A 24,838-nucleotide genomic window follows, 5' to 3' on the forward strand; every position below is an offset into this window, starting at 1 on the left:
TCCCTCAGACGATTCTGGTGCCGGCGATGGGTATATTGCTCGCACCGGAACGCTTAGCGATCCGAACCACATGCGGATGTGGTGGAATTGGTAGACACGCACGTTTGAGGGGCGTGTGGCTTCGGCCTTACGAGTTCAAGTCTCGTCATCCGCATTTCTTAATTCGAGCCATCCAGGCCTTGCCCGAATCGATCCGGCCCTCGGCAGCGATCGTGCTTGTCAGCAACGGCCCCGGAGAGCTGTCTACCTGGGTTCGTCCCCTCGCCCAGCGCCTCCATCGCCAGATACCGCTGCGGCCTGAGGTGCCTACGGCCGCCTGCAGCCTCAAGTTGCTGCTTGTGCCCTGTCCAAACGGCACGGGACAGGAGCATCGAGCCGCCGCCGCTTGGGGCCTGTTTGAGCGCATAGTGCCAGCTCGTCAATTTTGGTCACTGCTACTGCGCCCCAAGCGGTTTGGTCCCTGGCCCCGCCAGGGACTGGTGGTGTTTTTAGGGGGTGATCAGTTTTGGACTGTGCTGCTCTCGGCACGGCTGGGTTACCGCCATCTCACCTATGCGGAATGGGTGGCCCGCTGGCCCCGCTGGAACGACCGTATCGCTGCCATGGGCCCCCTGGCTGCTGACCAGTTGGCACCGCGTTGGGCATCCCGCTGCACGGTGGTAGGTGACCTGATGGCAGACCTCTCTGAGTCGGCCCGCAGCGAGGCGCCCTTGCCGGCAGGGGAGTGGTTGGCGCTGCTGCCGGGCTCGAAGCGGGCCAAGTTGCGTGTGGGCATGCCGTTTTTGCTGGAGACGGCCGATCGGCTGGCGGCCCTTCGTCCTGGTTGTCGCTTTCTGTTGCCCCTGGCTCCCACCACTGCGGTGGAGGAGCTGCTGAATCAGGCTGGCCCCGCCAATCCGATCGCCCGTACCTACCGGTCGGGTCAGCCCCGCCTGCTGGCTCCGGATCTACTTGAGACGCCAGCTGGCACCACGATTCGGCTGGTTCGGGAGAATCCGGCTTACGGCAGCTTGAGCCAGTGTTCCCTGGCCCTCACCACCGTGGGTGCCAACACCGCCGAACTGGCTGCTTTGGGGGTGCCGATGCTGGTGCTGGTGCCAACCCAGCACTTACACGTCATGCAGGCCTGGGATGGACTGGCCGGAATGCTGGGGCGGTTGCCCCTGCTGCGCTGGCTGTTTGGGGTGCTGATTACGGCCTGGCGCCTGCGCCACCGGGGCTTTCTGGCCTCTCCCAACATTGCCGCTGGCCGCTTGGTGGTGCCGGAGCGGGTTGGGGCGATCACCCCTGAGGCCATCGCCGCCGAAGCCGCCGACTGGCTGGCGGCACCGGAGCGACTGGAGCAGATGCGCGCCGATCTGCGCAGCCTGCGGGGCCAGCCGGGGGCGGTGGCCAGCCTGGCGTCCCTGGTGCAGGAGCTGCTGCCCCCAGAGCTGAGTGCCTCTGACCTGAACATCCCCAACTGAGCTGCCTAGGCTTGCGACTCATTTCGCTGAGTTCGATGGCCGACGCTGCTAGTTCTTCCGACCCTTCAGCCTGCGGCCTCGACAGTGGCTTGGCCCGCGGGGCCAGCGAGGAGCAGTGGCGCCAGCAGCTGACGCCTGAGCAGTTCCGGGTTGCCCGCCAGGGCGGTACCGAGCGTGCCTTCAGCGGCGCTTACTGGAACCAGAAGGGCAATGGCAGCTACCACTGCATCTGCTGTGATGCCGAGCTTTACAGCAGCGCCACCAAGTTTGATTCCGGTACCGGTTGGCCCAGCTTCTGGGATGGGGTAAGCGCTGCTGCCATCAGCACCCACACCGATAACGCCCACGGCATGGTGCGCACCGAAATTCGCTGCGCTAATTGCGACGCCCACCTTGGCCACGTCTTCAACGACGGCCCGGCCCCAACCGGTCAGCGCCACTGCGTCAATTCGGCGTCCCTGGCCTTCAAGGCGAGCTGAGAGGGCTACTGAGCCTCGATCCTGGACTTATTTCACCAGGGATCTTCTAGGTCGTTGCTGGCCAGGTCTTCAGCCTCCACATCCAGGGGTTCGCGGTAGGGGGTGGGGGCGGGCCGCCTCTCTAGGGGGCGAGTTTCTACTGGTCGAGCATCAAGAGATCGAGCATCAAGAGGTCGAGCCTCGAGGGGGCGAACCTGCCTTGGTAGAGGTTCGGCCTGCAGGGGGCGGCGAGTGGGTTCTGCTGGACGCTCTTCGTAGCGTGATTCCTCGTAGCGGGTTTGCTCGTAGCGGCTCTCCTCCTCGTCATCGAGGTAGCGGCGCTGGCGCAGGGGTTCCCGTTGGCGCTGCTCATCGAGTTCGACGTAATCGAACTCCTCATCGGGCTCGAAGGTCTGGCTGGTGGCCGGCTGGATGCGGCGCTGTTCCTGCACTGCCGGCTGGCCTGCAGCCAGTTGGTTTTCCACGGGCACCATGCCGGTGCGGTATCGATCCCGCTCCTCCTGCTCCCAGCTCGGCCCACCAATACCAAGCTTCTCGAGCAGCCCGGAGCCCAACTGCTTGAGCTTATCTTCGGCGCCCTCGTAAACAATGATTCGATCCGGCCCGCTGCTGACGATTTCCTCAACCGTGAGCTCCCAGGTGCTCAGCACGCCTTCACCCAGCAGGGGCACTCCCAGGGCGCCGATCACCAGAGTGGCCAGCTCGCCGGTTTCGATGTCGAAGCTGAAGCCCAGCACCCGGCCCAGCTGGTCGCCCGCTTCGGTGATCACCTGGCAGTTGATCACCTTGCTGTAACGGTCAGGGTTGAAGCCCTCCGCCAGCGAATCGGCGGAATCAACCAGGATCACATCGCCCACCTGGCGGATCCGGTCGAGGGGCATCCAGCGCGGCAGGCCTGGCAGGAAGCGGGTCAGAGGGTTGTCGCGCAGGCCCAGCGCCACCACTTCGCGCCGGTCGATATCCACCACCACCTCGCCCACCACGCCCAGCCGGCGGCCGGTGTCGCGGGTGATCACCTGGGTGCCCATCAGCTCGGAGCGCAACCAGAGGCGATCACTTGGGGCGGCAGCCGTTGCCCCGGGATCAGCGGAAGGGGGGATGGAGGAGGTCAATGAAAGGGTCGTACCCGTGGCCCAGTCGGCCCATTGTGGCTCACCTGCTCCGCTGGGGAAGGGGCGGCTCAGGCAGCGGGCGGTAACCCGACCACCTGGGTGTGGGCGCCCCGGGCCTGGGTGACACCAATGGTGCGGGTTGCGGCGGCGATCATCGGGCGCCGGTGGCTCACCACCATGAATTGGGCCTGGTCTGCCTGGCCGGCAATCAGGGCGGCGAGGCGCTCCACGTTGACGCCGTCGAGAAAGCTGTCGACTTCGTCTAATGCATAGAAGGGCGAAGGGCGGAAGCGCTGCAGGGCAAACAGGAAGCTCAGCGCCGTGAGCGATTTCTCGCCGCCACTCATGGAGTTGAGACGCCGCACCGCCTTGCCCTTGGGGTGGGCCACCAAGGTGAGGCCACCTTCAAGGGGTGCTTCCGGGTTTTCCAGCTGCAGGTGCCCCTCGCCGTCGGATAGCCCTTCAAAGATTGTGCGGAAATGGCCATCCACCGCTGTGAAGGCTTCAAGAAAGGCCTCCTGGCGCAGGGTGGCCACGGTTTCGATGCGCAGCAGCAGCTCTTCGCGCTCCTTGCTGAGCACTTCGAGCCGCTCCTCCAATTCCGCCAAGCGGGTTTCGAGCTGCTCAAGTTCCTCGAGGGCGAGCATGTTCACCGGTTCGAGGGCTTCCATCCGGGCCTGCAGGCTGCGCAGCTCCGCCTGTAGGGCAGCGAGCCCTGTCTCCCGCACTTCTGCGGGAATCTCCGGCCTCGGCTCAGGCAGTTCCCGCTCCAGTTGTTCCAGGCGCAGCTGGTCGCCACGCTGCTGTTCGGCCAGCGATTCGATCTCCTCGCCGAGGCGTTGCAGTTCCCATTGGCGCTGTTGCAGGGCCTGGCGCTGGGCGGCCAGCTGGGCTTCGGCGGCATCGCGGGCGCGGCGGCTTTCGCCAAAGCGGGTTTGCAGCTGCTGCTGCTCAGCTGCCAAGGTGCTGCGCCGCTCCTGATCCGCTTGGTGCTGCTCTTTCCAGCGAGCTCGCTCCTCCACCAGGGTGTTCACAGCTGCCACCAGCCGCTGTTCATCGGCGCTGAGGGCCTCGAGCTGGTTGCTGAGGCGCTCGGCGCTCAGGGCCCGTTCGCGCCGGGCCGCCAGCAGCCCATCACGCTGGCTGCGGGCCGCGGCCAGGGCCGAGTCGGCCGCCTCCAGCTCGCTCTGCAGCCCCTGCCAGCGTGCTGCATCGCCGGATGATTGCACTGCAGCTTCGGCCTCTTCCAAGGCGATGCGTTGTTGCTGCAGCGGCAACAGCAGGGATTCGAGTTGCTGCTGGCGCTGCAGATCGCTCTGCAAGGCCTCCTGCAGTTGGCCCAGGCGACTGCCCAGCTGCTGCTGCCGTTGCAGCTGGGGGGCTAGGGCCCGCTGGGCGGCGCTGCGCTCGGCCTCCAGGCCCGCCTGGCGCTGCTGGTGTGAGAGCAGCCGGGGGCGCAGGGCCTCGAGCTGCTGGCCCAGCTCGGCTTCCTTGCGGCGGCAGGCCAGCAGGCTCTCGCCCAGCTCCAGCAAGCGCTGGCGCAGGGGTGCGGCTTCGTCGCCGTCCTGGCTGCGGCCGAAGCTGAGCTGGCTGCCCCGCTGTTGCAGGCTGCCGCCGGTCATGGCGCCGCTCTTCTCCAGCAGTTCGCCGTCGAGGGTCACGGCCCGGCAGCGGCCCAGTTCGCGTCTGGCATTGGCCAGGCTGTCGAACACCAGGGTGTCGCCGAAGACGTAGCGGAACACCTCGGCGTAAACGGGCTCGTAACCCACCAGATCCACCGCCTTGCCGATCAGGCCGGTGCTGCCAGCTCCCCCGCGTTGCAGGGCGGCTCCGCCGCTACCACTGGAGCTGCCACCGGAGCCACCCCGAATCTTATTGAGCGGTAGGAAGGTAAGCCGGCCTGCCCGGCGACTTTTGAGCAGCTCGATCGCCCGGGCGGCAATGCGGTCGTCGTCGACGACCACCTGGCCGAGGCGGCCGCCGGCGGCCACTTCCAGCGCCAGGCGCACCCGCTCCTCCACTTCGCCGAGCTGGGCCACCGGCCCGTGGATGCCGTCCATGCCAGCCTCCAGCAGCACCCGCAGGGCGCCGGTACCGCGGCTTTCCTGAAGGGTTTCGCGGCGGCTGTCTAGCCGGGCGATCTCGCGCTCGAGCTGGGTTTGCTCCTGCTCGAGGCGGCTGCGGGTTCGCTGCTGAAGGGCCAGGGCTTCGGCTAGCTCCTGCACCTGCTGCTGCTCCAGGCAGGTGGCTTCCAGCACTTGCTGCCAGCTGCTTTCGGTGGCCTCCAGTTGCTGCTGGGCACTGCGATGGCTGGCCCCTTCCTGCTGCTCTTCGGCGCCGAGCTCGGCCAGGCGCTCCTGGTGCTGCCGCAGCCGCTCCTGTAATTGCTGACGCTCGGCCTCCAGGGGGCTGATCTGCTCGCCCAGCTGCTGGCGGGCGCGGCTGCGCTGCTGCTGTTCCTCCAACCAGCTGCCAGAGCGCCCCGCCACCTCGCCAAGCCGGCGGCGCGATAGCTCCACGGCGGCTTCGGCATCGCGGCAGCCGGCGTCGGCGTCGCTGAGAGCGGCTTGGTCGGAACTGGTCTCGAGGGCCTGCTGCTGCTGGCGCAGCTCGCCCTGAGTGCGGGCCAGCTCGTGGCGCTGGCGTTGCAGGGCCTCGGCATCGAGCTGGTGTTTGCCTGCCTGGCGGGTTAGTTCGCGGCCACTGGCCTCCAGGCCTGCCAGCTCGGCCTGCACTGCGATCAGTTGGTCTTCACCGAGGGCTTTTACCTCAGCTTGGAGCTGCTCGAGCACGGTGGCGGCGGCAGCTAGGCCCGTTTCGCCTTCGCTGATCGCCTCGCGTTCAGCCTGTTGCTGACTGGCGAGGCTGGCGCGGCGTTGCAGCAGGGCAGCCTGGTTCGCCTGGGCTGCTTCAAAGGCCAGCACCTGCTCCTGCAGGCGGCCGTTGTGGTGGCGCTGGCGCAAGTCTTGATAGGTGCGGGCCTTGGCGCAGTCGCGCTCAAGTTTCTGGCGGGAGCTGAGCAGCTCCTGCTGCACGATTGAGCAGCGCTCCTGACGCTCCTGCACCTCATCAAGCTTGCCGCGGCTCTGTTCGATGCGGCTGTCGAATAGGGCTACACCAGCCAGCTCGTCGATGATGCCGCGCCGGTCCCGGGCGCTCATCGAGACGATGCGGGTGACGTCTCCCTGCATCACCACATTGCTGCCTTCAGGATCCACCCGTAGGCGCCGCAGCTGGCTTTGGAGCTGTTGCAAATTGCAACTCACCCCATCGGCGCTGAAGCTGCTGGCATAGGTGCCGCCGGGGGCAACCCGCAGGCGCCGGCTCACCGTCCACTCCTGTTGGCCTGGCTTGATCCAGGGCCCTTCTTCGGGCGGCTCCAGGCCAGCTTCGGCTTGGTCGGGTTGCCACTCACTGAGGTCAAAGCGCACGCTCACCGAGGTTTCGGCGGCCTTGCCCTCGCGCAGCATGGCGCTGTTGATTAGATCGGGCAGACGATCTGCCCGCATGCCGCGGCTGCTGGCCAGGCCCAGACAAAACAACACCGCATCAAGGATGTTGCTCTTGCCGGAGCCGTTGGGGCCCGTGACCACCGTGAAACCTTCTTGCAGCGGGATCGTGATCGAGCCGCCAAAGGACTTGAAGTGGGTGAGCTCGACCTGATTGATGTGAACCAACAGGCCCGTGCGCCGAGCAGCAGAAATGTAGCGGAGGCTTTCGAAAGCTCAACCCCCTCCTTACCTTGAGGCCTGAGCTTCGCAGTCGCTAACTCTCCCCATGACCGCAGAACTGCCATGACCGCTGAAACGCCTTCCCGCGCCGCCAGCCCAGAGGGCTTCCGCGACCGTTTTGAGACCCTGATCCCCACCATTCAGCGGGAGTGGCCGGCGGTTGCCCGCCAGACCCTGGAGGCCACTCGGGGCAGTTTTGATGAAGTGGTTGAGGTGATTTCCAGCCAGACCGGCCGCACCGCTAGTGCGGTGAAGGACCAGTTGCTCGACCTCCTCGAGGTGGCCGGGGACCAGACCAGCCGCCTAGCGGACAACCTGGCGCCCTTGGAGGCCCAGCTGGAAAACCTGCTCGATGAGCTCAACACCACCTTGCGGCCTCGCATTGAGAAGCCGGTGCGGGAGCGTCCGCTGATGGCGATCGGCATCGCCACCGGCGTCGGGGTGCTGCTCGGTCTGCTGCTCGCCTCGGGCCGGCGTTCCTCATGACGGATCCGAACTCGCCAGGCCCTGCCCGGGTGGCGGCCGGCCGGGTCGGTGCCTTGATGACCTCGGTGATGGACCTGCACGTGCGCATCGCCCTGCAGGAAGTGGACCGGGAGAAGCGGCGCCTGATCAGCGGTGGCCTGCTGCTCAGCGGTGGCCTGGCGCTGCTGCTGTTGGCGCTGATCGGCGCCGAGCTGGCCCTGCTGCTGTGGCTGCACGACGCCCAGGGGCTCAGTTGGATCCACGCCGCCCTGGCGGTGGCAGCCCTGGATCTGGTGCTGGCCGGGGTGTTCGTGCGGGTGGGCGGCCAGCTGCTCAAGGGGCCCTACCTGCCCCAGACCACCGCCGGTCTCAGCAAAACCACTCGCGCAATCTTGAGTCGTTAGCGCACCTCATAGTGCAGCCAGCGGCAGTCAATGCCTCCGTTGCTGATTGGGATGCGGCGGCTGGCCTTCATTTTTAGGGGGCCGGTGAGCTCCGGGTTGCCGCTGAGCAGCCACAGGCTCCAGCCGCCGCAACGCTCCTTCACCATGCGGCCCAGGTCGGCGTAGAGAGGCTCCAGAGCATCACGCTCGCCGATGCGCTCGCCATAGGGCGGGTTACACACCAAGATCCCCGGCCCCGGTGGAGGCATGAAGTCGCGGCAGTCGCCCAGGCTCAGTTCCAGGGCACTTGCGATGCCGGCAGCCTCAGCGTTGCTGTGGGCTTGATCAAGCACTCCGGGTTCCTGTTCCATGCCAACGATCGGCGCCAGGGGGTCTCCGCTGGGGAGCGTCTCTCGGGCCAGGGAGCTGGCCGCTTGCCGCTCTTGTTGCCAGAGCTGGGAGTCGAACTTTGGCCATCGCTCCAGGGCGAAGTGGCGGCCTAGGCCCGGCGCCCGGCCCAGGGCCATGCAGGCCGCCTCAATCAGCAGGGTGCCGGAGCCGCAAAGGGGGTCGGCCAGGGGCACCGAGCCATCCCAGCCGGTGAGGGCGATCAGGCCGGCGGCGAGGTTTTCCTTGAGCGGGGCCAGGCCCATGGCAGCCCGGTACCCGCGGCGGTGCATGCTGCCGCCGCTGCCATCGAGGCTCAGGGCTGCTTCGCCGCCGCCAAGGTGCAGATGGATGGAGAGGTCGGGATCGTCTAGGTCAACGGAGGAGCGGGCGCCCCACTGCTGGCGCTGCAGATCCACCAGGGCATTTTTGACCTGCAGGGCGCTGTAGTGACTGTGGTTGAGGCCAGGAGCGCTGCCGGTGGCATCGACCCGGAAGGTGGCGCCAGGAGGCAGCCAGCGGCTCCAGTCGACGGCGCGCTGCACACCGTCGTAGAGCTCGTCCTTGCTGCGACAGGGAAATTGAGCCAGTTCAAGCAGGAGCCGGAAGGGCAGGCGGGCTTGCAGGTGCAGTCGGTAGAAGCCAGCCAGGTCTGTTTGGAAGCGCACGGCCCGGCGTAGGCGTGCTGCGGCTTGGCAGCCCAAGGCCGTGAGCTCAGCCGCCGCGGCTTCTTCGAGCCCTGGTGGCACAACCGCTATGCCGCTGATTGATGTGCTGTTTGGTTCGGTGATGCCCACCCCTGCGTCTGCCCTTGCTTGCTGCCACAATGAACCAGTCTGGTTTCGACCTGACTAGGTGGCTCACACCAGTGCTTCGGACAGCGGTTCGATTCCGCTCAGCTCCACTTAAACGGGGCTGCAATGGTTTCGACGGGGTATAAGGAGGGTGACTGAAGCCTGCTCGGTAAGAGCACACACGTAACAGCGAACAACATCGTTGCTTTCTCCCGTCAGACCGCCCCTGTGGCTGCCTGACCCTGTAAGGGAGATGGGGTGAGGTCAGCCTTATCACCCAAATGACCGCTTGGGGGTGGAAGCCCCCCTTTAAGTAGTGCTCTGGAAGGGGCCTTCCCATTGCAGCTCGCCCGAGCGATGGCCTGTCCCCACTGCGGCAGTTGGTCGGTTAAGGCGGATCGCAGCCTGGCTGGACGTCTGGTGTGTGGTCGTTGCGCCAGGCCGCTGGGGGCAGCCCCGGCGCCCCGACGTCAGCGGCGCTCCCGATCGAGGCGCCCAGGTCTGTCTTTAGGCATTGGCCTGGTTGCGCTGCTGGCATTGGCTGCGCTGTTGGCAGCCTGGGACGAGCAGCGGCTCAGATTCACTGCGCCGCTCGAGCGGCCTCGCCCCTAACTCGCAACTAAAAACCCCAGGATTGTTCTGAGCCTTGCGCTTCAGAGATACCCCAGGGACCGCAGAGTTTGCACGGCGGCTGCTTCAGGGTCGCCCGATTGCCCGCATCACTGCGCCCTGGCATAGGCCGCCATGGGAGCACAACGGAATCGCCTGGCCGTTTACCGAAGCGCCGCTGGACGCACCGCTAGCCATTTTTTGAGTTGAGCTAAGCGGAGCGGAGGAAGGGCCTGGGCTGGAGCCTGAACCTGCTGCAGCTTGCTGGGTGGTGGCGGTGTTAACGGTGTTGCGGGTTTTATCGAGCGCACCTGTGTAAGCAGGCATGGAGGAGCCCTGCAGGGTGCCTTGAATAGCGCTGGCTCCAACCATGGGCGCCAATCCTTGGGCTATTGCATTGTCGGCTGGCAAAACGACGGCCGCAACCAGAGCGGCTTTCAGCAGATTCGAAGACATATTGAGTGGCGACTAGGAATCAAGGCTGGCTTGGCTTGGCAGCTCCGCTAAAGCCGCTCCACACTTTCAGCTCCTCAATTGTTTGTACTCCTTCGCGGCGCTCCTTGCCCGCCAGGTCCCAGGTGGGGAAAGCCCGTATCTGGGCGGCCATGCAGCGGCTACGGCCATCGTCAGTCTTGTCGCACTCCACATAGGGGAGGGAATTGCCCCCTTCCTTGCCAAACAGGTTTTTTTGCTGGAAGCAGGCCGGGCACCACCAGGCGCCATAAAAAACAGCTCCCCTAGCGCGCAGGTGGGCGCTTAGCTCTTTTTGTTCCGGCGTAGATGCAGAAAGGGCCTCTCCCAAGGTGGCAGTGGTGGAGCTGCCGGAAGCTGTTGTGGCGCCGCTAACGGCGCTGGCAGTGGCTGTAAAGCCAAGCAGCACCGTGCTGAGGGCGATAAGCAGGCCGGAGCGCAGGGAGCCATACCGGGGCATCAGCTTCCAGAAGCAACAACCAAAACTAGTTCCGCTGCTTGCTTTTGCCTGTGTGTGTGGGCAAAACACAGCCGATGGCCGCGCCGCCGCGTTCGGCCTTCCGCCCTTCCTTGGCCCAGCGGAAGTTCCCAGCGGCTGAGACACTGATCTGGTGCGGTGGTTTTGGGGTCGATGAGCGCGAACGGCTACCGCGACTACTTCAGTGTCCTCGAGGTTGAGCGTGGCGCCGATGCCGACTCCATCAAGCGCGCCTTTCGCAAGCTGGCCCGTCAGTACCACCCGGACGTGAACCCCGGCGATTCGGGGGCTGAGGCCAAGTTCAAAGAGGTGAGCGAGGCCTATGAAGTGCTCTCCGATCCTGATAAACGCCGGCGTTACGAGCAATTTGGCCAGTACTGGAGCCAGGCGGGCGGTGGCTCGGCCAGTAGCGGCGTTGACGTTGATTTTGGCCGCTATGGCAACTTCGACGACTTCATCAACGACCTGCTAGGTCGTTTTGGCGGCCCCTCCCCCGGCGGGGCCCCTGGCGGTTTTGGTTTCAGTTCAGGCTTCCCTGGCGGCATGCCCGGCGGCGGACGTGGCGCCCCGATCAATCTCGATGCCGAAGCCAGCATCAGCCTCTCCTTTGCCGATGCTTTCCGCGGCTCCGAGCGCACCTTGGCCGTCAACGACGAGCGGGTGCAGGTGCGCATTCCGCCCGGTGTGAAGCACGGCAGCCGCCTGCGGCTGAAGGGCAAGGGCAACCTGCAGCCCGGCACCGGCCGCCGCGGCGACCTGTACCTCAACCTGCAACTGCAGGAGCATCCGGTGTGGAAGCTCGATGGCGACCAGCTGCGCGCTGAGTTGCCCCTCAGCCTCGATGAATTGGCCCTCGGCGGTGAGGTGCGGGTGGCTACCCCCGACGGTGAGGCCTCCGTGCAGGTGCCGCCTGGTATGACCCTGGGCCGCAGCCTGCGGCTCAAGGGCAAGGGCTGGCCCCTCAAGGACGGCCGCGGCGACCTGCTGCTTACGCCGGTGCTCAAGTTGCCCGAGCAGCTCAGCGCCGAGGAGCGCCAGCTGCTGGAGCAGTTGCGTGCTGCCCGCAGCGCCGATCCCCGCTCTGGCTGGATTCAGGCGGCCCGTCTCTAGGATCCGGGCCAGCCAGGCCTTTTTCATGGAGCTCACCTACCGTCCCCGCCGATTGCGCCGCACCCCGGCTTTGCGGGCGATGGTGCGGGAGCATCACCTAAGTGCTGCCGACTTTATTTATCCGCTCTTCGTGCACGAAGGCGCCACCAACGAGCCAATTGGTGCCATGCCAGGAGCTATGCGCTGGAGCCTCGAAGGCTTGGTGCAGGAGGTGGGCCGCGCTTGGGACTTGGGCATCCGCTGCGTTGTGCTGTTTCCCAAGGTGGCCGATGGCCTTAAAACCGAAGACGGCGCCGAATGCTTCAACGAAGGTGGCCTGATACCCCGAGCTATTCGCCGGCTTAAGGAGGTGCACCCCGACATGGCGATCATGACGGACGTGGCCCTCGATCCCTACTCCTGTGACGGCCATGACGGCATCGTTAGCGATGAAGGGATAGTGCTCAACGATGAAACGGTGGCGATCCTCTGTCGCCAAGCCGTTGCCCAAGCTCGGGCAGGGGCGGATCTGATTGGCCCCAGCGACATGATGGATGGACGAGTTGGGGCTATCCGCGAAGCCCTCGATGAGGAGGGGTTCGAGCATATCGGCATTATTAGCTATACAGCTAAATATTCTTCCGCTTATTACGGCCCCTTCCGCGAAGCTCTTGATTCGGCCCCTCGGGTTGGCGCGGGCAAGCCAATTCCGAATGATAAATCAACCTATCAAATGGATCCGTCCAATGGACGTGAAGCGCTCACCGAAGCCCTGCTCGATGAACAGGAGGGTGCTGATATTTTGATGGTTAAGCCTGGCCTTGCCTACCTAGACATCATCTACCGTCTGCGTGGCGAAACCGAGCTGCCAATTGCTGCTTACAACGTAAGTGGTGAATACGCCATGGTGAAGGCCGCCGCTGAAAAGGGCTGGATCGACGAGCGGGCCGTGGTGCTGGAAACCCTGCTGTGCTTTAAGCGGGCTGGGGCTAATTTGATCCTCACTTATCACGCCTGTGATGCTGCGCAGTGGCTGCGCCAGGGGTAATTTTATTAATACCCGATATTTTTGGATTTGGCCTTGTCTGGCTACAGCTACTTACATCGCTTTGATGACTGCGCTGGCCAGGGCTAGTGGCATCAGTTACCTGTTGTTTCCAGAGCTGGGGGCGCTCGCTTCTGTTGTGCTTGCCGATCCGCTCAGCAGCTGGGCCCGTTCCCCAAAACTCCTGGCCCTGACACCGGTATTAACTGCTGTGCCTGGAGTGCTGGTAACCCGCACCATGCCCTATGGCCCCACTGCGCTGATATTGGATCTGGCGATCTGCTTGCTTGTGATCCGGCTTCTACGCTCGCCGGTTATTCCGGCAATTTCAGCCGGGGTATTGCCCTTAGTGCTGGGAATTACGAGTTTTTTGTACCCGGTGGCGATTCTGGTGGGCACAGGTGGGCTGGCCCTAATCGTAATGCTTCGCTCTCACTTGATGCCGCCACCGGCTCGGGCTGAAGTCTCCCACTTGGCGCCAAATATTTCAACTTTGATTGCCTCCAAGTCCTGGTTTGGAAGGGTTCCCTGGCTGCTGCCTTTGGCTGTTTTCTTGCTGGGAGCTCTGGTAATGGTCCAGCTGCTGGGATCCCACTTGGTTTTGTATCCCCCTTTGCTGGTGATTGCCTGGGAGATGTTGGCTAATGCTGATGAGTGTCCCTGGCAAGGCCGCTTCTTTGCCGTGCTGGCGGTTACTGCTGGAGCGGCGGTGGCTGGAATTGCATTAGTTCTGGCTCTGGGAGTGAGTCCGCTGGCCGCATTTTTGGCTGTTTTGGTTACTGCGTTGCTACTCAGGTTGGCTCGCCTTCGTTGTCCTCCGGCCTTCGGTTTGGCCCTGCTTCCCTTCTTAATTCCTGCACCCACGCTCGCCTATCCCCTCCTCACCTTGGCCGGCACCACCTGGCTGATTTTGGTGGTGAAGCTCGATCAGATCCTCAAGATCCGTTTCTGTAACCCACAATGAACTCACCCGGTTCAGTTGCCATGGTTCCTGCTGCTGTTCATCACCTTGGCCATGTGGCACTGCGGGTGCAGGACATGGAGCGGGCCAAGGCCTTCTATGTCTCCCTGGGCCTGCAGCTCTGCTGGGATGCACCCGATTGGGCCTATTTGCAGTGGCCTGGGGCCGGCACGGGCTTGGCCCTGCTCAGCCCTAGTTACAAAGCTGCCGGGCCCCATTTTGCTTTCCATTTCCGCGACCGCTCAGAGGTGGATGCGGTGCACGCCCAGCTTGTGGCGGCCGGCCGCTCCTGCGGCCCGGTGCATGACCACCGTGACGGAACTGCCAGCTTCTATCTCCAAGATCCGGAAGGCAACTGGCTAGAGATGCTCTACGAGCCCCCTGGCGGCATCCCCTCCAACCTGCCCGGGTGAACGACGTCACCGCCCCATTGGCCCCAATTCAGCAGGAGGCCCTGGAGCTGCTCGAGTGGCCGCGGCTCGCTGAGCAGCTGGCCAGCTTCGCCAGCACAGCTCCGGGCCGCTGTGCCTGCCTGGCGCTGGCCCTGCCCGCTGGCCTCGCTGCCAGCCGCAGCCTGCTCGCTGAAACCACCGAGCTGCTTGGCCTCGACGGGCTGCTGGAGGGGGGGCTGAGTTTTCAGGGAGTTGCCGATATCGCGGTGCTGGTGACCCTCTGCGCCAAGGGCGGCACGGCTCCGGGCGAGGAGTTGCTGGCCTTGGCTACCACTCTGGCTGCGGCCCGCCGGCTGCGACGCCAGATCGACGATCCCCAGCTGCGGCCGGTCTGTACGGCCCTGGTGGCCGAGCTGCGCACCCTGCCGGAGCTGGAGCAGCGGCTGCATTTTTGCCTTGAAGAGGGCGGCCGGGTGGCGGATCGGGCCAGTCCGCCCCTGGAGGGATTGCGGCGCCAGCTGCTTGGGGCCCGCTCAGATCGGCGTGATCGACTGCAGGAGCTGATGCGCCGCTGCGGCGCCATGCTCCAGGACACGGTGATCTCGGAGCGCAACGGCCGTCCCGTGCTGGCTGTGAAGGCTGGCGCTGCCGCTCAGTTGCCAGGGCTGGTGCACGACAGCTCGGCTTCGGGACAAACGGTGTTTATCGAACCCCAGGCGGTGATTGCCCTGGGCAATCGCATACGCGACTTGGAGGGGCGCGAGCGGGAGCTGGAGCGGGCCGTGCTGACGGCCCTGAGCGCCCAGGTGGGCGAGGAGGCTGAAGCTCTGGCCGCACTCCAGCAGGTGCTGGTGCGCCTGGATGCGGGGGTGGCTCGGGCGCGCTATGGCCAATGGTTGGGAGCGGTACGCCCGGAGCTGGCAGACGACCCCAGCGCCCCCTTCGAGCTGCGTGAGCTGCGCCACCCCCTGCTGCTTTGGCAGCAGCGGCGTCAGGGAGGTCATGCGGTGGTGCCCGTGAGCCTGCTGGTGGCAGCGGAGTTGCGGGTGGTGGCGATCACGGGTCCCAACACCGGTGGCAAAACCGTGACCCTCAAAAGCGTTGGCTTGGCAGCTCTTATGGCCCGGGCTGGCTTGTTTCTGCCCTGCAGCGGCACGCCCCGCCTGCCCTGGTGCGCCCAGGTGCTTGCCGATATCGGCGATGAGCAATCGCTGCAACAAAACCTCTCCACCTTCAGCGGCCACATCCGCCGCATCGCCCGCATCCTCGAAGCTCTTCCTGGGCCTGGCGCTGCTGGCGGCGCCTCCCTGGTGCTGCTCGATGAGGTGGGAGCCGGCACCGATCCCCTCGAGGGTTCGGCCCTGGCCACGGCCCTGCTCAAGCACCTGGCCGATCGGGCCAGGCTCACGATCGCTACCACCCACTTCGGTGAGCTCAAGGCGCTCAAATATGCCGATCCACGCTTCGAGAACGCTTCGGTGGCCTTCGATGTGGACACCCTCTCGCCTACTTACCGGCTGCAGTGGGGTATCCCGGGTCGCAGCAACGCCCTGGCGATTGCACGCCGGCTGGGGCTGGGGGAGCCGGTGCTGGAGCTCGCCGCCGCCCAGCTGGAGCCCCTTGGCGAGGGCGAGGTGAACCAGGTGATCGCCGGCCTCGAAAATCAGCGTCAACGCCAGCAGGAAGCCGCCGAGGAAGCAGCCGTCCTACTGGCTCGCACCGAGCTGTTGCACGAGGAGTTGCTGCTGCGCTGGCAGCAGCAGACCCAGCAGAGCGCCGAGCTTCAGGAACAGCGGCGCCAGCAGTTGGAGCGCTCGATTCGTCAGGGACAGAACGAGGTGAAGCGCATCATCAGGAGGCTGCGCCAGGGACCTGATGGGGGGGAGGCCAGCAGCGCTGCCCTAGGCGAAACCGCCCGCCAGGCTGGCCAGCGGCTCAAATCGCTTGAGCAGCAGCACCGCCCCACCCCGGAGCGGCGCGAGCACCGGGGCTGGATGCCCGCCGTTGGTGATCGGGTGCGGCTGTTATCGCTGGGCAAGGCCGGTGAGGTGCTTGCCATCGCCGATGACGGCCGGGAACTCACGGTGCGCTGTGGGGTGATGCGGCTGACCCTGGAGCTGGCTGGCATCGAGGGGCTGCATGGCGAAAAACCCTCAGCCCCTGAGGTGCGCGTGCAGGTGAAGGGTCAGCGGGGGCTGGGGGGGCAGGGCCCGGATGTGCGCTCCGAGCGCAACACCGTTGATGTGCGTGGCCTGCGGGTGCATGAAGCCGAGGCGGCCTTGGAGGAGCGGCTGCGCGCCGCCAATGGTCCCGTGTGGGTGATCCACGGCATCGGCACGGGCAAGCTCAAGCGCGGCCTGCGGGCCTGGTTGGCAACGGTGCCCTACGTGGAGCGTGTGAGTGACGCCGAGCAGGGCGACGGCGGGGCTGGCTGCAGCGTGATTTACGTGAAATAGGGCAGGGTCGGCTCCACGCTTGCGGGCTCAGGGGGCAGGGGCAGGGCCTCGCCGCTCGCATCAAACAGGCGCCAGCCGCGGGGATCTATGTCGAGGTTCAGGCTGGCCCCCGGCGGCAGGATTGTTTCAGGGCCGACCCGCACCTGCACCAGGTGACCGCCCTCCTCCAGGCGGCAGGTGAGCAGTTGTTCGTTGCCCAGGGCTTCGCCATGGCTCACCTCGGCCCGCAGGTTGCGGTTGGTGGCGGGAGCTAGCTGGAAGTGCTCGGGCCGCAGTCCGCCAGTGAGCGCCTCCCCTGCCCGTGATGCCAGCACATCGGCCAGGGGACCTTCAACCGCCAGCTTGCGGCCGCCCAGCTGCACCAGGCCCGCACCTATCGCGGTTACCGGCAGCAGATTCATGGGCGGGCTGCCGATGAACTGGGCTACAAACAAATTGGCGGGCCACTGATAGAGCTGCATCGGTGTGCCGAGCTGCTGCAGCCTTCCGGCATTGAGCACGGCGATCCGGTGCCCCATGGTCATGGCCTCCACTTGGTCGTGGGTCACGTACAGGGTGGTGGTGCCCAGGCGTCGCTGCAGTTCAACGATTTGGGTGCGGGTGCCGGTGCGCAGCTTGGCGTCGAGGTTGCTGAGCGGTTCGTCCATCAAAAACACCGCTGGCGCCCGGGCGATGGCCCGGCCCAGGGCAACCCGCTGCTTCTGGCCGCCGGAAAGCTCCTTTGGCAGCCGATCGAGTAGCTGGTCGAGCTCCAGGGTTTCTGCTACCTCGGCGATGCGCTGGGCGATGCGCTCCTCCCGCCGTGAGCGCAGCCGCAAGAGCCCTGGCAGCCGCCTGGTGGCCAGGTGCAGGCTGTCTTGAAGTTGCTCAAGGGCCGTGCGGTTGCGGCTGCGGCGCAGGCCGAAGCCGATGTTGCCGGCCACCGTGAGATGGGGATAGAGCGCATAGCTCTGGAACACCATGGCCACGTTCCGTTGGGCTGGGCGCAGCGAGCTCACGGGCCGATTGCCCACGTAGATCTCCCCCTGGCTGGGCTGCTCTAGGCCAGCCAGTAGGCGCAGCAGGGTGCTTTTGCCGCAGCCGGAGGGCCCAACCAACACCAAAAATTCGCCGTCCTGAATCTGTAGATCCAGCTGGCGCAGCACCTGCACCGGATCACCACCGCGCCGGGGTGGGTAGGTCTTGCTGACCTGCTGGAAGCGAACCTCTGCCAAGACGGGCCTTCAGACGGCGCGATCCTAGGTTTGTTCCAATGCAATTCATCGATCAAGCCCGCGTAACGGTCAAGGCCGGCCGAGGCGGCGACGGAATCGTGGCGTTTCGCCGCGAGAAATATGTGCCAGCCGGCGGCCCTTCCGGCGGCGATGGCGGCCGTGGTGCCGACGTGCTGCTGGTGGCTGACGCCAACCTCCAGACCCTGCTGGATTTCAAGTACAAGCGGCAGTTTTTGGCGGTCGATGGTCGCCGGGGCGGCCCCAACCGCTGCACCGGTGCCAGCGGTAACCATCTGGTGATCAAGGTGCCGTGCGGCACGGTGGTTCGCGATGCCCGCACCTCAATTTTGCTAGGTGATCTCACCGATGCAGGTGAGGAGCTACTGGTGGCCTTTGGCGGCCGCGGCGGCCTGGGCAATGCCCACTACCTCAGCAACCGCAACCGGGCCCCGGAGAAGTTCACCGAGGGCAGGGAGGGAGAGGAGTGGCTGCTGCAGCTGGAGCTCAAGCTGCTGGCTGAGGTTGGCATCATCGGCTTGCCCAATGCCGGCAAGAGCACCTTGATTTCGGTGCTTTCGGCAGCTCGGCCCAAGATCGCCGATTACCCCTTCACCACCCTGGTGCCCAACCTGGGGGTGGTGCGCCGTCCCAGTGGTGATGGCACCGTCTTTGCTGACATTCCTGGTTTGATCGCTGGAGCGGCCCAGGGGGCAGGGCTAGGGCACGACTTCCTACGCCACATCGAGCGCACCCGGCTGCTGATCCACCTGATCGATTCCAGCGCCGAGGATGTGGTCGCCGACCTCAACGTGGTCGAAGGGGAGCTCACGGCCTACGGCCATGGGCTCGACCAGAGGCCCCGCCTAGTAGTGCTCAATAAGATCGAATTGCTCGATCCAGCCAGCCTTGAAGAGCTGGTAGAGAAGGTGAGCCAGCAGGTGCAGGCCAGTGGAGGCTTGCCCGTTCTGGCTATTTCAGCTGCGGCCTCCAAAAATTTGCCGCAGCTGCTGGCCGCGGTGTGGCAGCAGCTCGGCATTATTCAACCCTAGGCAGTTCGGCCTTAGGTAATTAGGCCCTAGGCAATTCAGTCGTCGTAGACGCGGCACTCGGGGGCAGAAGGGTTCAGGTCACAGAACACTTCCAGTGGGGTTGGGTCGTGGCTGTCCTCGGGATGGTGCTCTTTGAACTCCTTGAGACCCTGGAGCTCTTCCTCCAAGTGGCGAACCTTGCCTAGGTCGCCAGCGGCCTTGGCTGCCTCGATCTCGCTCTGATCTTTCTGGATGTGCTCGTCGATGCTTTTCATTCGGATACCGGTCACTGGATACCGGAGCTCGTCGCCGATCACCTTACGGGCGCCTGTTCTGGATCGACGCCCCGGGGGTGCACTGCTGACTCTTTGAACACTCCCAATGGCGCCGGGAGCTGAGCTTTGGTGATGTGTTGGATTGACAACAATGTGCGTCCAGCGTTCTCGGCGCTGCTGCCAGGGCTGGCTGCGGCCCCCGTTTCACCCCGCCAGCTCGCTGAGTTCGAGCCAGCGCTCCTCGCCGCAATGGATGCGCTCCGTTAACGCGGCCAGCTCCTGGGTGAGTCCCTCAAGGGCGGCGTAGTCGCTGCCTGAACTGGCCAGGGCCAGCTCCAGGTCACAGCGCTGCTGCTCCCAGACCGGCAGGTTTACCTCCAATTCGCCCAGCTCCCGGCTCTCCTTGAAGCTGCGCCGCCGCGTCTGGGCCTTGCTGGCTTGGGGCGCTACCGGGGCTGGATTCTTGGGGTTCTTGGGTGCGGCCTGGCGGGTAGAGCTCGCTTCTAAGTAGGCGCTGTAGTTGCCCTCAAAGCGCTGCAGCTCGCCATTCTCAAAGCAGAACAGCCGATCCACGGTGCGATCGAGGAAGTAGCGGTCGTGGGAGACCACCACCACGCAGCCGCGAAAGTCTTCAAGGAAGTCTTCGAGCACGCTCAGGGTCTGTACGTCCAGGTCGTTGGTGGGCTCGTCGAGCAGCAGCACGTTGGGGGCCTCGATCAGCAGCCGGCAGAGATGGAGCCGCCGCCGTTCGCCGCCGGAGAGCTTGGCCACCGGTTGGTGCTGTTGGGCTGGTGGAAACAGGAAGCGCTCCAGCAACTGGGAGGCGCTCAGCTCCTCGCCGTCCACTGCCACCCGACTGGCGGCAGCTTGAACCACCTCCAACACCTTCTGGTCGGGCTTGAGCAGCACATCGCTGTGCTGGTCGAAGTAGGCGAGCTTCACGGTGGAGCCCAGCTCCAGGCTGCCGCTGCTGGGTTGGCGCCGGCCGGCAATTACCTCAAGCAGGCTCGACTTGCCCACTCCGTTTGGGCCAATGATGCCAACCCGGTCTTCCGGGCTGAAGTCGTAGCTGAAGGCGCGCAGCAGGGCCCTGGTCTCGGGTCCTTCGCCCACACTCACCTCCAGATCTTCGGCGGTGATGGCCCGCTTGCCGAGCCGACGGCTGGTGGTGGCCAAGCTCACCTGGCCGCGGCCCTGCCGCAGAGGTGCCTCCCGCATCGCCTCAATTCGCTGGATACGGGCCTTCTGCTTGGTGCTGCGGGCTTTGGGACCCTGCCTGAGCCAGGCCAGTTCCCGCCGCAGCGTGCCCTTGAACTTGGCGGCTGAGGCCGCTTCAGATGCCTCCTCTTCAGCTTTATGGGTGAGATAGGTGGCGTAGTTGCCGTCGTAGCTGCGGGCCAGGCCCCGATCTACCTCCACGATCCGGCGGGTGACCCGATCGAGCACGTAGCGGTCGTGGGTCACCAGCACCAGGGCGCCGGAGAAGCGCTCCAGATAGCTCTGCAGCCATTCCACCCCGTTGGCGTCGAGGTGGTTGGTGGGCTCATCCAGTAGCAGCACGTCCGGCTCGGCCACCAGGGCTGCAGCCAGGGCGACCCGCTTGCGATAGCCGCCGGAGAGGTCGCCCACCTTGCGTTCGATGTCGGCGATGCCTAGCCGCTCCAGCACCTCGCGGCACTGCTGCTCCAGCCCCCAGGCATTGAGCTGATCCATGCGGCCATGCAGGTCGCTGAGCTGGGCCAGGGCGATGGCGTTGTCGGGGCCATCAGCCACGGCCTGACTTAGGGCCGTGTGCTGCCGCAGCAAAGCCATCTTCTCGCCGCTACCGGCAAACACCTGCTCCAGCACGGTGTGCTCGGGGTCTAGCTCGGGCTCCTGGTCTACGAGCACCACCCGGGTGCGGGGGGCGCAGCGGCGCTGGCCGCTGCCGAGGGGCTCATTGCCCGCAAGCACCTTCAACAGGGTGCTCTTGCCGGCCCCATTGGGACCTATCAGCCCGAGCCGCTCCCGCTCGCCGATGTGCAGGGTGAGGCCCTCAAACAGGGTGCGAATGCCGAAGTCCTTGCTGGCTTCCACCAGGCTTATCAAGCTCAAAGTGCAGCCTCCTCAGCTGTGCCAGCTTGGCCTTTGAGGTAAGCAAACACGCTCTTGTCGCCCACATCAGCCGCGGCGGGCATGGGAAACTTGCGCAGGCACAGCACCAGCAAAAGCCCGCTCTCCAGGGCCAGCAGGGTCGTGGTGATTGCTCCTGGCAGCAAGCCGCTGAGGTGGCCCAGCAGGGCGATAGGCAGCAGCAGGGTCACGCCGATCGCCTCCGGTCGCCTGAAGCAGAAAAATTCCTTGAAGCCAACCCCCGCCAAGGCCGCGAAAAAGGGGCCAATGGCCAGGATCCAGAGGGGCTGGCTGGCCAGGGCCGGCAGCATGGCGCCAGGGCCGCTGCGGATCGCCAACGCCAGGCCCCCCAGGCAGCCCAGTAGCCAGAAAAGCTGCAGGGCCCGGTGCAAGGGCACTAAGTAAATGTGAATCCAGCGCAGGGCTAGTCCCAGCCCTGCAGCCATCAGCAGCATCCAGGGCCAGAGCTGGTCGGCTCCCAGCTGCCGCCACTGCACTAGCAGGCTCGCTTGGCCAATGGCCACCGCCGTGAGGGCAAGGCGGTAGCCGAGCACCTCCCTCCGGTCGGTGGCGTCAATCGTGTAGGTGCCGTACACCCCTTCAAATATCGGATCAGTCATGGATGGGCACGGCCTTGCACCAGTGTGGCGAGTGGCGGCCCGGCCGGGATGATTCCCGAGGGATGGAGTGGAAAGAGGGCGCCGAAGTAATCGCTGCGCCAGGCCTCCGGGAAGCAGGTCTCGGCCACGCCGGGCAGGCTGTAGAAGCGCAGGCGCCAGTCCCATAGGGCTGGTAGCTGCCAAAGGGGTAGGCGGCTGCAACCGAACAGGGGTGCATAAACAAGCTCCAGCCGGATCAGGGTCGGGAAAAGCCCTATGTCGGCCAGGCTCAGTTGGGCCCCACTTAGCCAGGGAGATTGCTCCAAGGCCCCATTGGCGTCCAGAAGCGCTGCAAACAAGGCCGTCTCGGCCCGGTCGTAGGCAGCCTGGGTGCGGGCGAAACCACAGCGGTACACCCCGTCGTTGACGTCGCCCTGCAGCCGCGTGCGCCATTTCTCTGTGGCTTCCTGCTGGTTATGGGGCTCCAGATCGGGTCCTGCTGGAGCGGGCCAGCGGTTGAGCAGCTCGATCAGCCGGGCGCTCTCCGTAACCAGGATCCGCCGCTCACTGCGGGAATAAAGCGCCGGCACCGTGGCCCGCTGCCCCGGATCAGAGCCTGATTGCTGGTAGAGCTCGATCAAGCTGGCGCAGCCTTCGAAGGGCTCGCCAAAGCGCCAGCGCCCCTCGGCTGGATCGGGGTCCACCACCACCAGGTTGATGCTGCTGCCCAGTTGGCGCAGTCTCCACACCAGCCAGGCCCGGTGGGCCCAGGGGCAGCTGCGCCCCACAATCAACACGTGCCCATCAGCCGCGCCGGCTTCGCTGGGCAGGGGCGGCAGCGCCGTGAAGGCTCCGCTGGGGCGGCGGTAGTTGCCCTCGGCATCGGCCGGTCCCAGGCCGCCCATGAGCTGGTGCCATTGCCAGTGCCAGATCGCGCGGGCCGTGCGCACCAAGGGGGCGGGGGGAGGCATGGTTGCGGGGGCGGCAGAGCTCTGAATCTGCGTCAGGCTGGGGCCGAAATCCATTTCTGGCCTTCTTCTTTTTGATCAGCCAAATCGTCAAACCGGCCCAGGTGCTGGTCGTGGCCGGCACCCACGGCAATGAACGCAACGCCCCCTGGCTGCTGGAGCACTGGCGCCGCCAGCCCGAGGCCCTGCAGCGCCACGGGCTTGATGTGGCACTGGTGCTTGGCAACCCAGCTGCCCACAAAGTCAATCAGCGCTATGTGGAGCGGGATTTAAACCGCTGCTTTTCTCCCGAGCTGCTGGCGGATTCCTCGAGAAACGAAGCTGATCTGCAGCGCGCTCGCCAGCTGCTCGCTTGCCATGGCCCTGATGCTGAATCTCCTTCGCTGGTGGTGCTCGACCTACACAGCACCACCAGCGCTATGGGTAACTCCTTGGTGCTCTATGGCCGGAGGCCGGCCGATCTAGCTCTGGCGGCGGGTTTGCAGGGGGAGCTGGGGCTGCCGATTTACTTGCACGAGGCCGATGCTTCCCAAACGGGCTTTTTGGTTGAGCGCTGGCCCTGCGGCCTGGTTATCGAGGTGGGTCCGGTGCCCCAGGGGGTTATCCAGGCTCAGATCTGCCGTCAAAGCCAGCTCGCCGTTGAGGCGGCCCTGGCCGTGTTGGCGGCAGCCCAGCGAGGCCGCCTGAGGCTGCCGGCTGAGCTGGTGGTGCATTGCCATCTGGGCAGCTTGGATTTGCCGCGCCATCCAGATGGTTCACCTGCCGCTTGCCTGCATCCGGAGTTACAGCATCGCGACTGGCGTCCCTTGCGTGCGGGAGATCCGGTGTTTGTCGATCCCTGCGGCAAGGAAATTGGCCTGGCCCTACCGCCGGATTTGGCGGGGGAGTCCGTTTGGCCCGTCTTTGTGAATGAGGCCGCCTACGGCGAAAAGGGCATTGCCCTAAGCCTCACTCGCAGGGAGTGTTGGCCGGTTGGGCCTGACTGGTTGCTGGCTCTAACAGACATTGCCTCCCAGTTGGCTCAACGCGGGGCGCCGTTGTAATCGATGCCAAGGACGGTGCTCCCGTCACTGGAGATGCGGATTTCGGTTTCCACCGAAGCCGGCAGATTTAGTTGCTGCCAGCCAGGGGCACCGCCTAGGAAGCTAAAGAGATAGCCATCACTGGTTGAGCTGATCAGGCATTTGTTGCCGGCGTTCGCCGTTTCAAACATGCACTTCTCTGGTCGGTAGAGCCCCAAGCCCCCGTTGCTCTGCACTGCGGTGTTGCGAGCCAGGTTGAGGGCCCGCACGGCGCTGAATGGAACGGGTGCCTCCGCCTGGGCCCGGGCCGGCGCGGAATTCACAAATGACAGGCTGCCAGCGCCCAGGCAACTGGCCACCAACAAGCCACCCGCCAGCAGTCGCGGATTTAACAACGCCGCTACTGAAGCAAAAGGTGAACCCATGGGTTTATCGACGTGAGAGATCCAGCTCAACGCAGCGGCTCTGTCAGTGTCAAGGCGACTTAACCACACACCAAGGTGGCCTGCTCCTTGGTGCAAGGCAGGTCGCTCTTGCTGCCATCAGCCCAATAAACGCGTAGGCGATCGTCTGAAGTGCCGCTGCGGTACGTCAGGGATTTGATCGCTCCAGCCGGGGGCTTGCCAGCTGGGTCGGCGCCGTTAGCGGCGGGCGCCGCGTTGAGCTTTTGTTCTAGCTGCTGAATCTTTACTTCCAACTGCTCCTGGCGCTGCTGCAGCTTTTGCAGCTCGGCCGAGGGTTGGCGCTGACAGCCAGCAGAGAACAGGCAGGCTGCGGCCACGGTTGCTGTGGCCAGGCTGGCCCGTAGAGGCACGGCTTTAAATCGAACGAGCAGGGCCATGCCAGAGACGCATCCTGAGCTGTCCTCTGCTTAGCAGTGGGCTGGCCTGCTGGCTACGGATTGCCGCCGCCGCACCCCGGCATAAGCGGTGCTTATAGGATTCATCAGCAGGGCTTTGGCGCCTCCCGGCCAGCCTTCTCACTAATCCCGCAATCTTCCGTTACGGTCCTGTTACGCAATGTCCTTGCGCTCGACGGGATTCCGTCTGGTGGCTTGCCACCTTCCATACCCGTTCCTCTGGAACACCCTCTTCTCGTTCTCATGACAACCACTATTCAGCAGCGCCAAGGCGCTTCTGCGTGGAACCAGTTTTGCGACTGGGTCACCTCCACCAACAACCGCCTCTATGTGGGCTGGTTCGGTGTGCTGATGATCCCCTGCCTTCTGGCTGCCACCATCTGCTTCATCGTGGCCTTCATCGCCGCACCCCCTGTCGACATCGACGGCATCCGTGAGCCCGT

Annotated in this window: 23 protein-coding genes, 1 tRNA gene and 1 pseudogene; 13 read left to right on the forward strand and 12 right to left on the reverse strand. The window is 65.1% G+C overall.

Annotated elements, in window-relative coordinates:
• Positions 1-72 precede the first annotated feature (72 nt).
• The 3 genes from KBY74_RS03545 to msrB all read left to right on the forward strand — a co-directional run bounded on the left by KBY74_RS03545 (position 73) and on the right by msrB (position 1,945).
• A tRNA-Leu gene (locus KBY74_RS03545) sits at positions 73-154 on the forward strand.
• Between the two features lie 16 nt (positions 155-170).
• Positions 171-1,466 (forward strand): glycosyl transferase, encoded by a 1,296-nt coding sequence (locus tag KBY74_RS03550; protein ID WP_254941555.1) that lies wholly within the window; start codon positions 171-173, stop codon positions 1,464-1,466.
• Between the two features lie 35 nt (positions 1,467-1,501).
• Entirely contained in the window at positions 1,502-1,945 is a 444-nt protein-coding gene (gene msrB, locus KBY74_RS03555) for a peptide-methionine (R)-S-oxide reductase MsrB (RefSeq protein WP_254937699.1), read from the forward strand.
• Positions 1,946-1,977: 32 nt separating this feature from the next.
• On the opposite strand, the gene KBY74_RS03560 is transcribed toward msrB, so the two are convergent.
• Entirely contained in the window at positions 1,978-3,057 is a 1,080-nt protein-coding gene (locus KBY74_RS03560; protein WP_254941534.1) for a PRC-barrel domain-containing protein, read from the reverse strand.
• A gap of 68 nt (positions 3,058-3,125) precedes the next feature.
• Entirely contained in the window at positions 3,126-6,734 is a 3,609-nt protein-coding gene (gene smc / locus KBY74_RS03565) for a chromosome segregation protein SMC (RefSeq protein ID WP_254941535.1), read from the reverse strand.
• A gap of 117 nt (positions 6,735-6,851) precedes the next feature.
• Between smc and KBY74_RS03570 the strand changes: the two genes are divergently transcribed.
• Together KBY74_RS03570 and KBY74_RS03575 are read left to right on the forward strand one after the other, a co-directional pair.
• The gene (locus KBY74_RS03570; RefSeq protein WP_254941536.1) at positions 6,852-7,274 is read left to right on the forward strand and encodes a glycine zipper domain-containing protein; all 423 of its coding nucleotides are present in this window, start codon (positions 6,852-6,854) and stop codon (positions 7,272-7,274) included.
• The gene (locus tag KBY74_RS03575) at positions 7,271-7,657 is read left to right on the forward strand and encodes a phage holin family protein (protein ID WP_254941537.1); all 387 of its coding nucleotides are present in this window, start codon (positions 7,271-7,273) and stop codon (positions 7,655-7,657) included. Before KBY74_RS03570 ends, KBY74_RS03575 begins: the two co-directional genes overlap by 4 nt.
• Here the strand turns inward: KBY74_RS03575 and KBY74_RS03580 are convergent.
• From KBY74_RS03580 to KBY74_RS03595, 3 genes are all read right to left on the reverse strand, one after another.
• Positions 7,654-8,820: a class I SAM-dependent RNA methyltransferase gene (locus tag KBY74_RS03580; protein ID WP_254941538.1), complete on the reverse strand. Its 1,167-nt coding sequence runs from the start codon at positions 8,818-8,820 to the stop codon at positions 7,654-7,656. The two genes, KBY74_RS03575 and KBY74_RS03580, sit on opposite strands and share 4 nt — an antisense overlap.
• Positions 8,821-9,513: 693 nt before the next feature.
• The gene (locus KBY74_RS03590; RefSeq protein ID WP_254941539.1) at positions 9,514-9,798 is read right to left on the reverse strand and encodes a hypothetical protein; all 285 of its coding nucleotides are present in this window, start codon (positions 9,796-9,798) and stop codon (positions 9,514-9,516) included.
• A 103-nt stretch (positions 9,799-9,901) separates the two neighbouring features.
• Entirely contained in the window at positions 9,902-10,357 is a 456-nt protein-coding gene (locus tag KBY74_RS03595) for a hypothetical protein (protein ID WP_254941540.1), read from the reverse strand.
• 171 nt (positions 10,358-10,528) lie between these two features.
• Here KBY74_RS03595 and KBY74_RS03600 point away from each other — a divergent pair, with 171 nt between their 5' ends.
• The 5 genes from KBY74_RS03600 (at position 10,529) to KBY74_RS03620 (ending at position 16,318) form a co-directional block, all read left to right on the forward strand.
• Complete coding sequence (locus KBY74_RS03600) at positions 10,529-11,485, forward strand: DnaJ C-terminal domain-containing protein (RefSeq protein WP_254941541.1); 957 nt, start codon at positions 10,529-10,531, stop codon at positions 11,483-11,485.
• 25 nt (positions 11,486-11,510) lie between these two features.
• Entirely contained in the window at positions 11,511-12,512 is a 1,002-nt protein-coding gene (gene hemB, locus KBY74_RS03605; RefSeq protein ID WP_254941542.1) for a porphobilinogen synthase, read from the forward strand.
• A 64-nt stretch (positions 12,513-12,576) separates the two neighbouring features.
• On the forward strand, positions 12,577-13,473 hold the full coding sequence (locus tag KBY74_RS03610) for a hypothetical protein (protein ID WP_254941543.1): 897 nt from the start codon (positions 12,577-12,579) through the stop codon (positions 13,471-13,473).
• 20 nt (positions 13,474-13,493) lie between these two features.
• Positions 13,494-13,883, forward strand: a complete 390-nt coding sequence (locus KBY74_RS03615; protein WP_254941544.1) for a VOC family protein — start codon at positions 13,494-13,496, stop codon at positions 13,881-13,883.
• Entirely contained in the window at positions 13,880-16,318 is a 2,439-nt protein-coding gene (locus KBY74_RS03620; RefSeq protein WP_254941545.1) for an endonuclease MutS2, read from the forward strand. Before KBY74_RS03615 ends, KBY74_RS03620 begins: the two co-directional genes overlap by 4 nt.
• On the opposite strand, the gene KBY74_RS03625 is transcribed toward KBY74_RS03620, so the two are convergent.
• Positions 16,306-17,532 (reverse strand): ABC transporter ATP-binding protein, encoded by a 1,227-nt coding sequence (locus tag KBY74_RS03625; protein ID WP_254941546.1) that lies wholly within the window; start codon positions 17,530-17,532, stop codon positions 16,306-16,308. The genes KBY74_RS03620 and KBY74_RS03625 overlap by 13 nt on opposite strands.
• A gap of 38 nt (positions 17,533-17,570) precedes the next feature.
• Between KBY74_RS03625 and obgE the strand changes: the two genes are divergently transcribed.
• Positions 17,571-18,581: a GTPase ObgE gene (gene obgE, locus KBY74_RS03630; RefSeq protein WP_254941547.1), complete on the forward strand. Its 1,011-nt coding sequence runs from the start codon at positions 17,571-17,573 to the stop codon at positions 18,579-18,581.
• A gap of 35 nt (positions 18,582-18,616) precedes the next feature.
• On the opposite strand, the gene KBY74_RS03635 is transcribed toward obgE, so the two are convergent.
• The 4 genes from KBY74_RS03635 to KBY74_RS03650 form a co-directional block, all read right to left on the reverse strand.
• Positions 18,617-18,835 (reverse strand): CP12 domain-containing protein, encoded by a 219-nt coding sequence (locus KBY74_RS03635; protein WP_106632635.1) that lies wholly within the window; start codon positions 18,833-18,835, stop codon positions 18,617-18,619.
• Positions 18,836-19,039: 204 nt separating this feature from the next.
• Entirely contained in the window at positions 19,040-20,929 is a 1,890-nt protein-coding gene (locus KBY74_RS03640; RefSeq protein WP_254941548.1) for an ABC-F family ATP-binding cassette domain-containing protein, read from the reverse strand.
• Positions 20,926-21,567, reverse strand: coding sequence for a DUF2301 domain-containing membrane protein (locus KBY74_RS03645; RefSeq protein ID WP_254941549.1), 642 nt, complete (start codon positions 21,565-21,567; stop codon positions 20,926-20,928). The genes KBY74_RS03640 and KBY74_RS03645 overlap by 4 nt, the downstream gene beginning before the upstream one ends.
• Entirely contained in the window at positions 21,564-22,517 is a 954-nt protein-coding gene (locus KBY74_RS03650; RefSeq protein ID WP_254941550.1) for a glutathione S-transferase C-terminal domain-containing protein, read from the reverse strand. The genes KBY74_RS03645 and KBY74_RS03650 overlap by 4 nt, the downstream gene beginning before the upstream one ends.
• Before the next feature lie 71 nt (positions 22,518-22,588).
• On the opposite strand from KBY74_RS03650, the gene KBY74_RS03655 reads away from it, so the two are divergent.
• Positions 22,589-23,557: an aspartoacylase gene (locus tag KBY74_RS03655; RefSeq protein ID WP_254941551.1), complete on the forward strand. Its 969-nt coding sequence runs from the start codon at positions 22,589-22,591 to the stop codon at positions 23,555-23,557.
• Here the strand turns inward: KBY74_RS03655 and KBY74_RS03660 are convergent.
• Entirely contained in the window at positions 23,536-23,991 is a 456-nt protein-coding gene (locus KBY74_RS03660; RefSeq protein WP_254941552.1) for a hypothetical protein, read from the reverse strand. The genes KBY74_RS03655 and KBY74_RS03660 overlap by 22 nt on opposite strands.
• Positions 23,992-24,020: 29 nt before the next feature.
• Positions 24,021-24,377, reverse strand: coding sequence for a prefoldin subunit (locus tag KBY74_RS03665; RefSeq protein WP_254941553.1), 357 nt, complete (start codon positions 24,375-24,377; stop codon positions 24,021-24,023).
• 261 nt (positions 24,378-24,638) lie between these two features.
• On the opposite strand from KBY74_RS03665, the pseudogene KBY74_RS03670 reads away from it, so the two are divergent.
• Positions 24,639-24,838 (forward strand): annotated as a pseudogene (locus KBY74_RS03670) (photosystem II q(b) protein); the annotation flags it as partial.

It is taken from the genome of Cyanobium sp. A1C-AMD, from assembly GCF_024346495.1.
GTDB classification, from domain to species: Bacteria; Cyanobacteriota; Cyanobacteriia; order PCC-6307; family Cyanobiaceae; genus Cyanobium_A; species Cyanobium_A usitatum.

Bases quoted from the DNA above. Each gene is read 5' to 3' on its own strand.
- msrB (WP_254937699.1), top strand. From the start codon at position 1,502: ATGGCCGACGCTGCTAGTTCTTCCGACCCTTCAGCCTGCGGCCTCGAC.
- KBY74_RS03570 (WP_254941536.1), top strand. From the start codon at position 6,852: ATGACCGCTGAAACGCCTTCCCGCGCCGCCAGCCCAGAGGGCTTCCGC.
- KBY74_RS03575 (WP_254941537.1), top strand. From the start codon at position 7,271: ATGACGGATCCGAACTCGCCAGGCCCTGCCCGGGTGGCGGCCGGCCGG.
- KBY74_RS03590 (WP_254941539.1), bottom strand. From the start codon at position 9,798: ATGGTTGGAGCCAGCGCTATTCAAGGCACCCTGCAGGGCTCCTCCATG.
- KBY74_RS03595 (WP_254941540.1), bottom strand. From the start codon at position 10,357: ATGCCCCGGTATGGCTCCCTGCGCTCCGGCCTGCTTATCGCCCTCAGC.
- KBY74_RS03600 (WP_254941541.1), top strand. From the start codon at position 10,529: ATGAGCGCGAACGGCTACCGCGACTACTTCAGTGTCCTCGAGGTTGAG.
- hemB (WP_254941542.1), top strand. From the start codon at position 11,511: ATGGAGCTCACCTACCGTCCCCGCCGATTGCGCCGCACCCCGGCTTTG.
- KBY74_RS03610 (WP_254941543.1), top strand. From the start codon at position 12,577: ATGACTGCGCTGGCCAGGGCTAGTGGCATCAGTTACCTGTTGTTTCCA.
- KBY74_RS03615 (WP_254941544.1), top strand. From the start codon at position 13,494: ATGGTTCCTGCTGCTGTTCATCACCTTGGCCATGTGGCACTGCGGGTG.
- obgE (WP_254941547.1), top strand. From the start codon at position 17,571: ATGCAATTCATCGATCAAGCCCGCGTAACGGTCAAGGCCGGCCGAGGC.
- KBY74_RS03635 (WP_106632635.1), bottom strand. From the start codon at position 18,835: ATGAAAAGCATCGACGAGCACATCCAGAAAGATCAGAGCGAGATCGAG.
- KBY74_RS03645 (WP_254941549.1), bottom strand. From the start codon at position 21,567: ATGACTGATCCGATATTTGAAGGGGTGTACGGCACCTACACGATTGAC.
- KBY74_RS03650 (WP_254941550.1), bottom strand. From the start codon at position 22,517: ATGCCTCCCCCCGCCCCCTTGGTGCGCACGGCCCGCGCGATCTGGCAC.
- KBY74_RS03665 (WP_254941553.1), bottom strand. From the start codon at position 24,377: ATGGCCCTGCTCGTTCGATTTAAAGCCGTGCCTCTACGGGCCAGCCTG.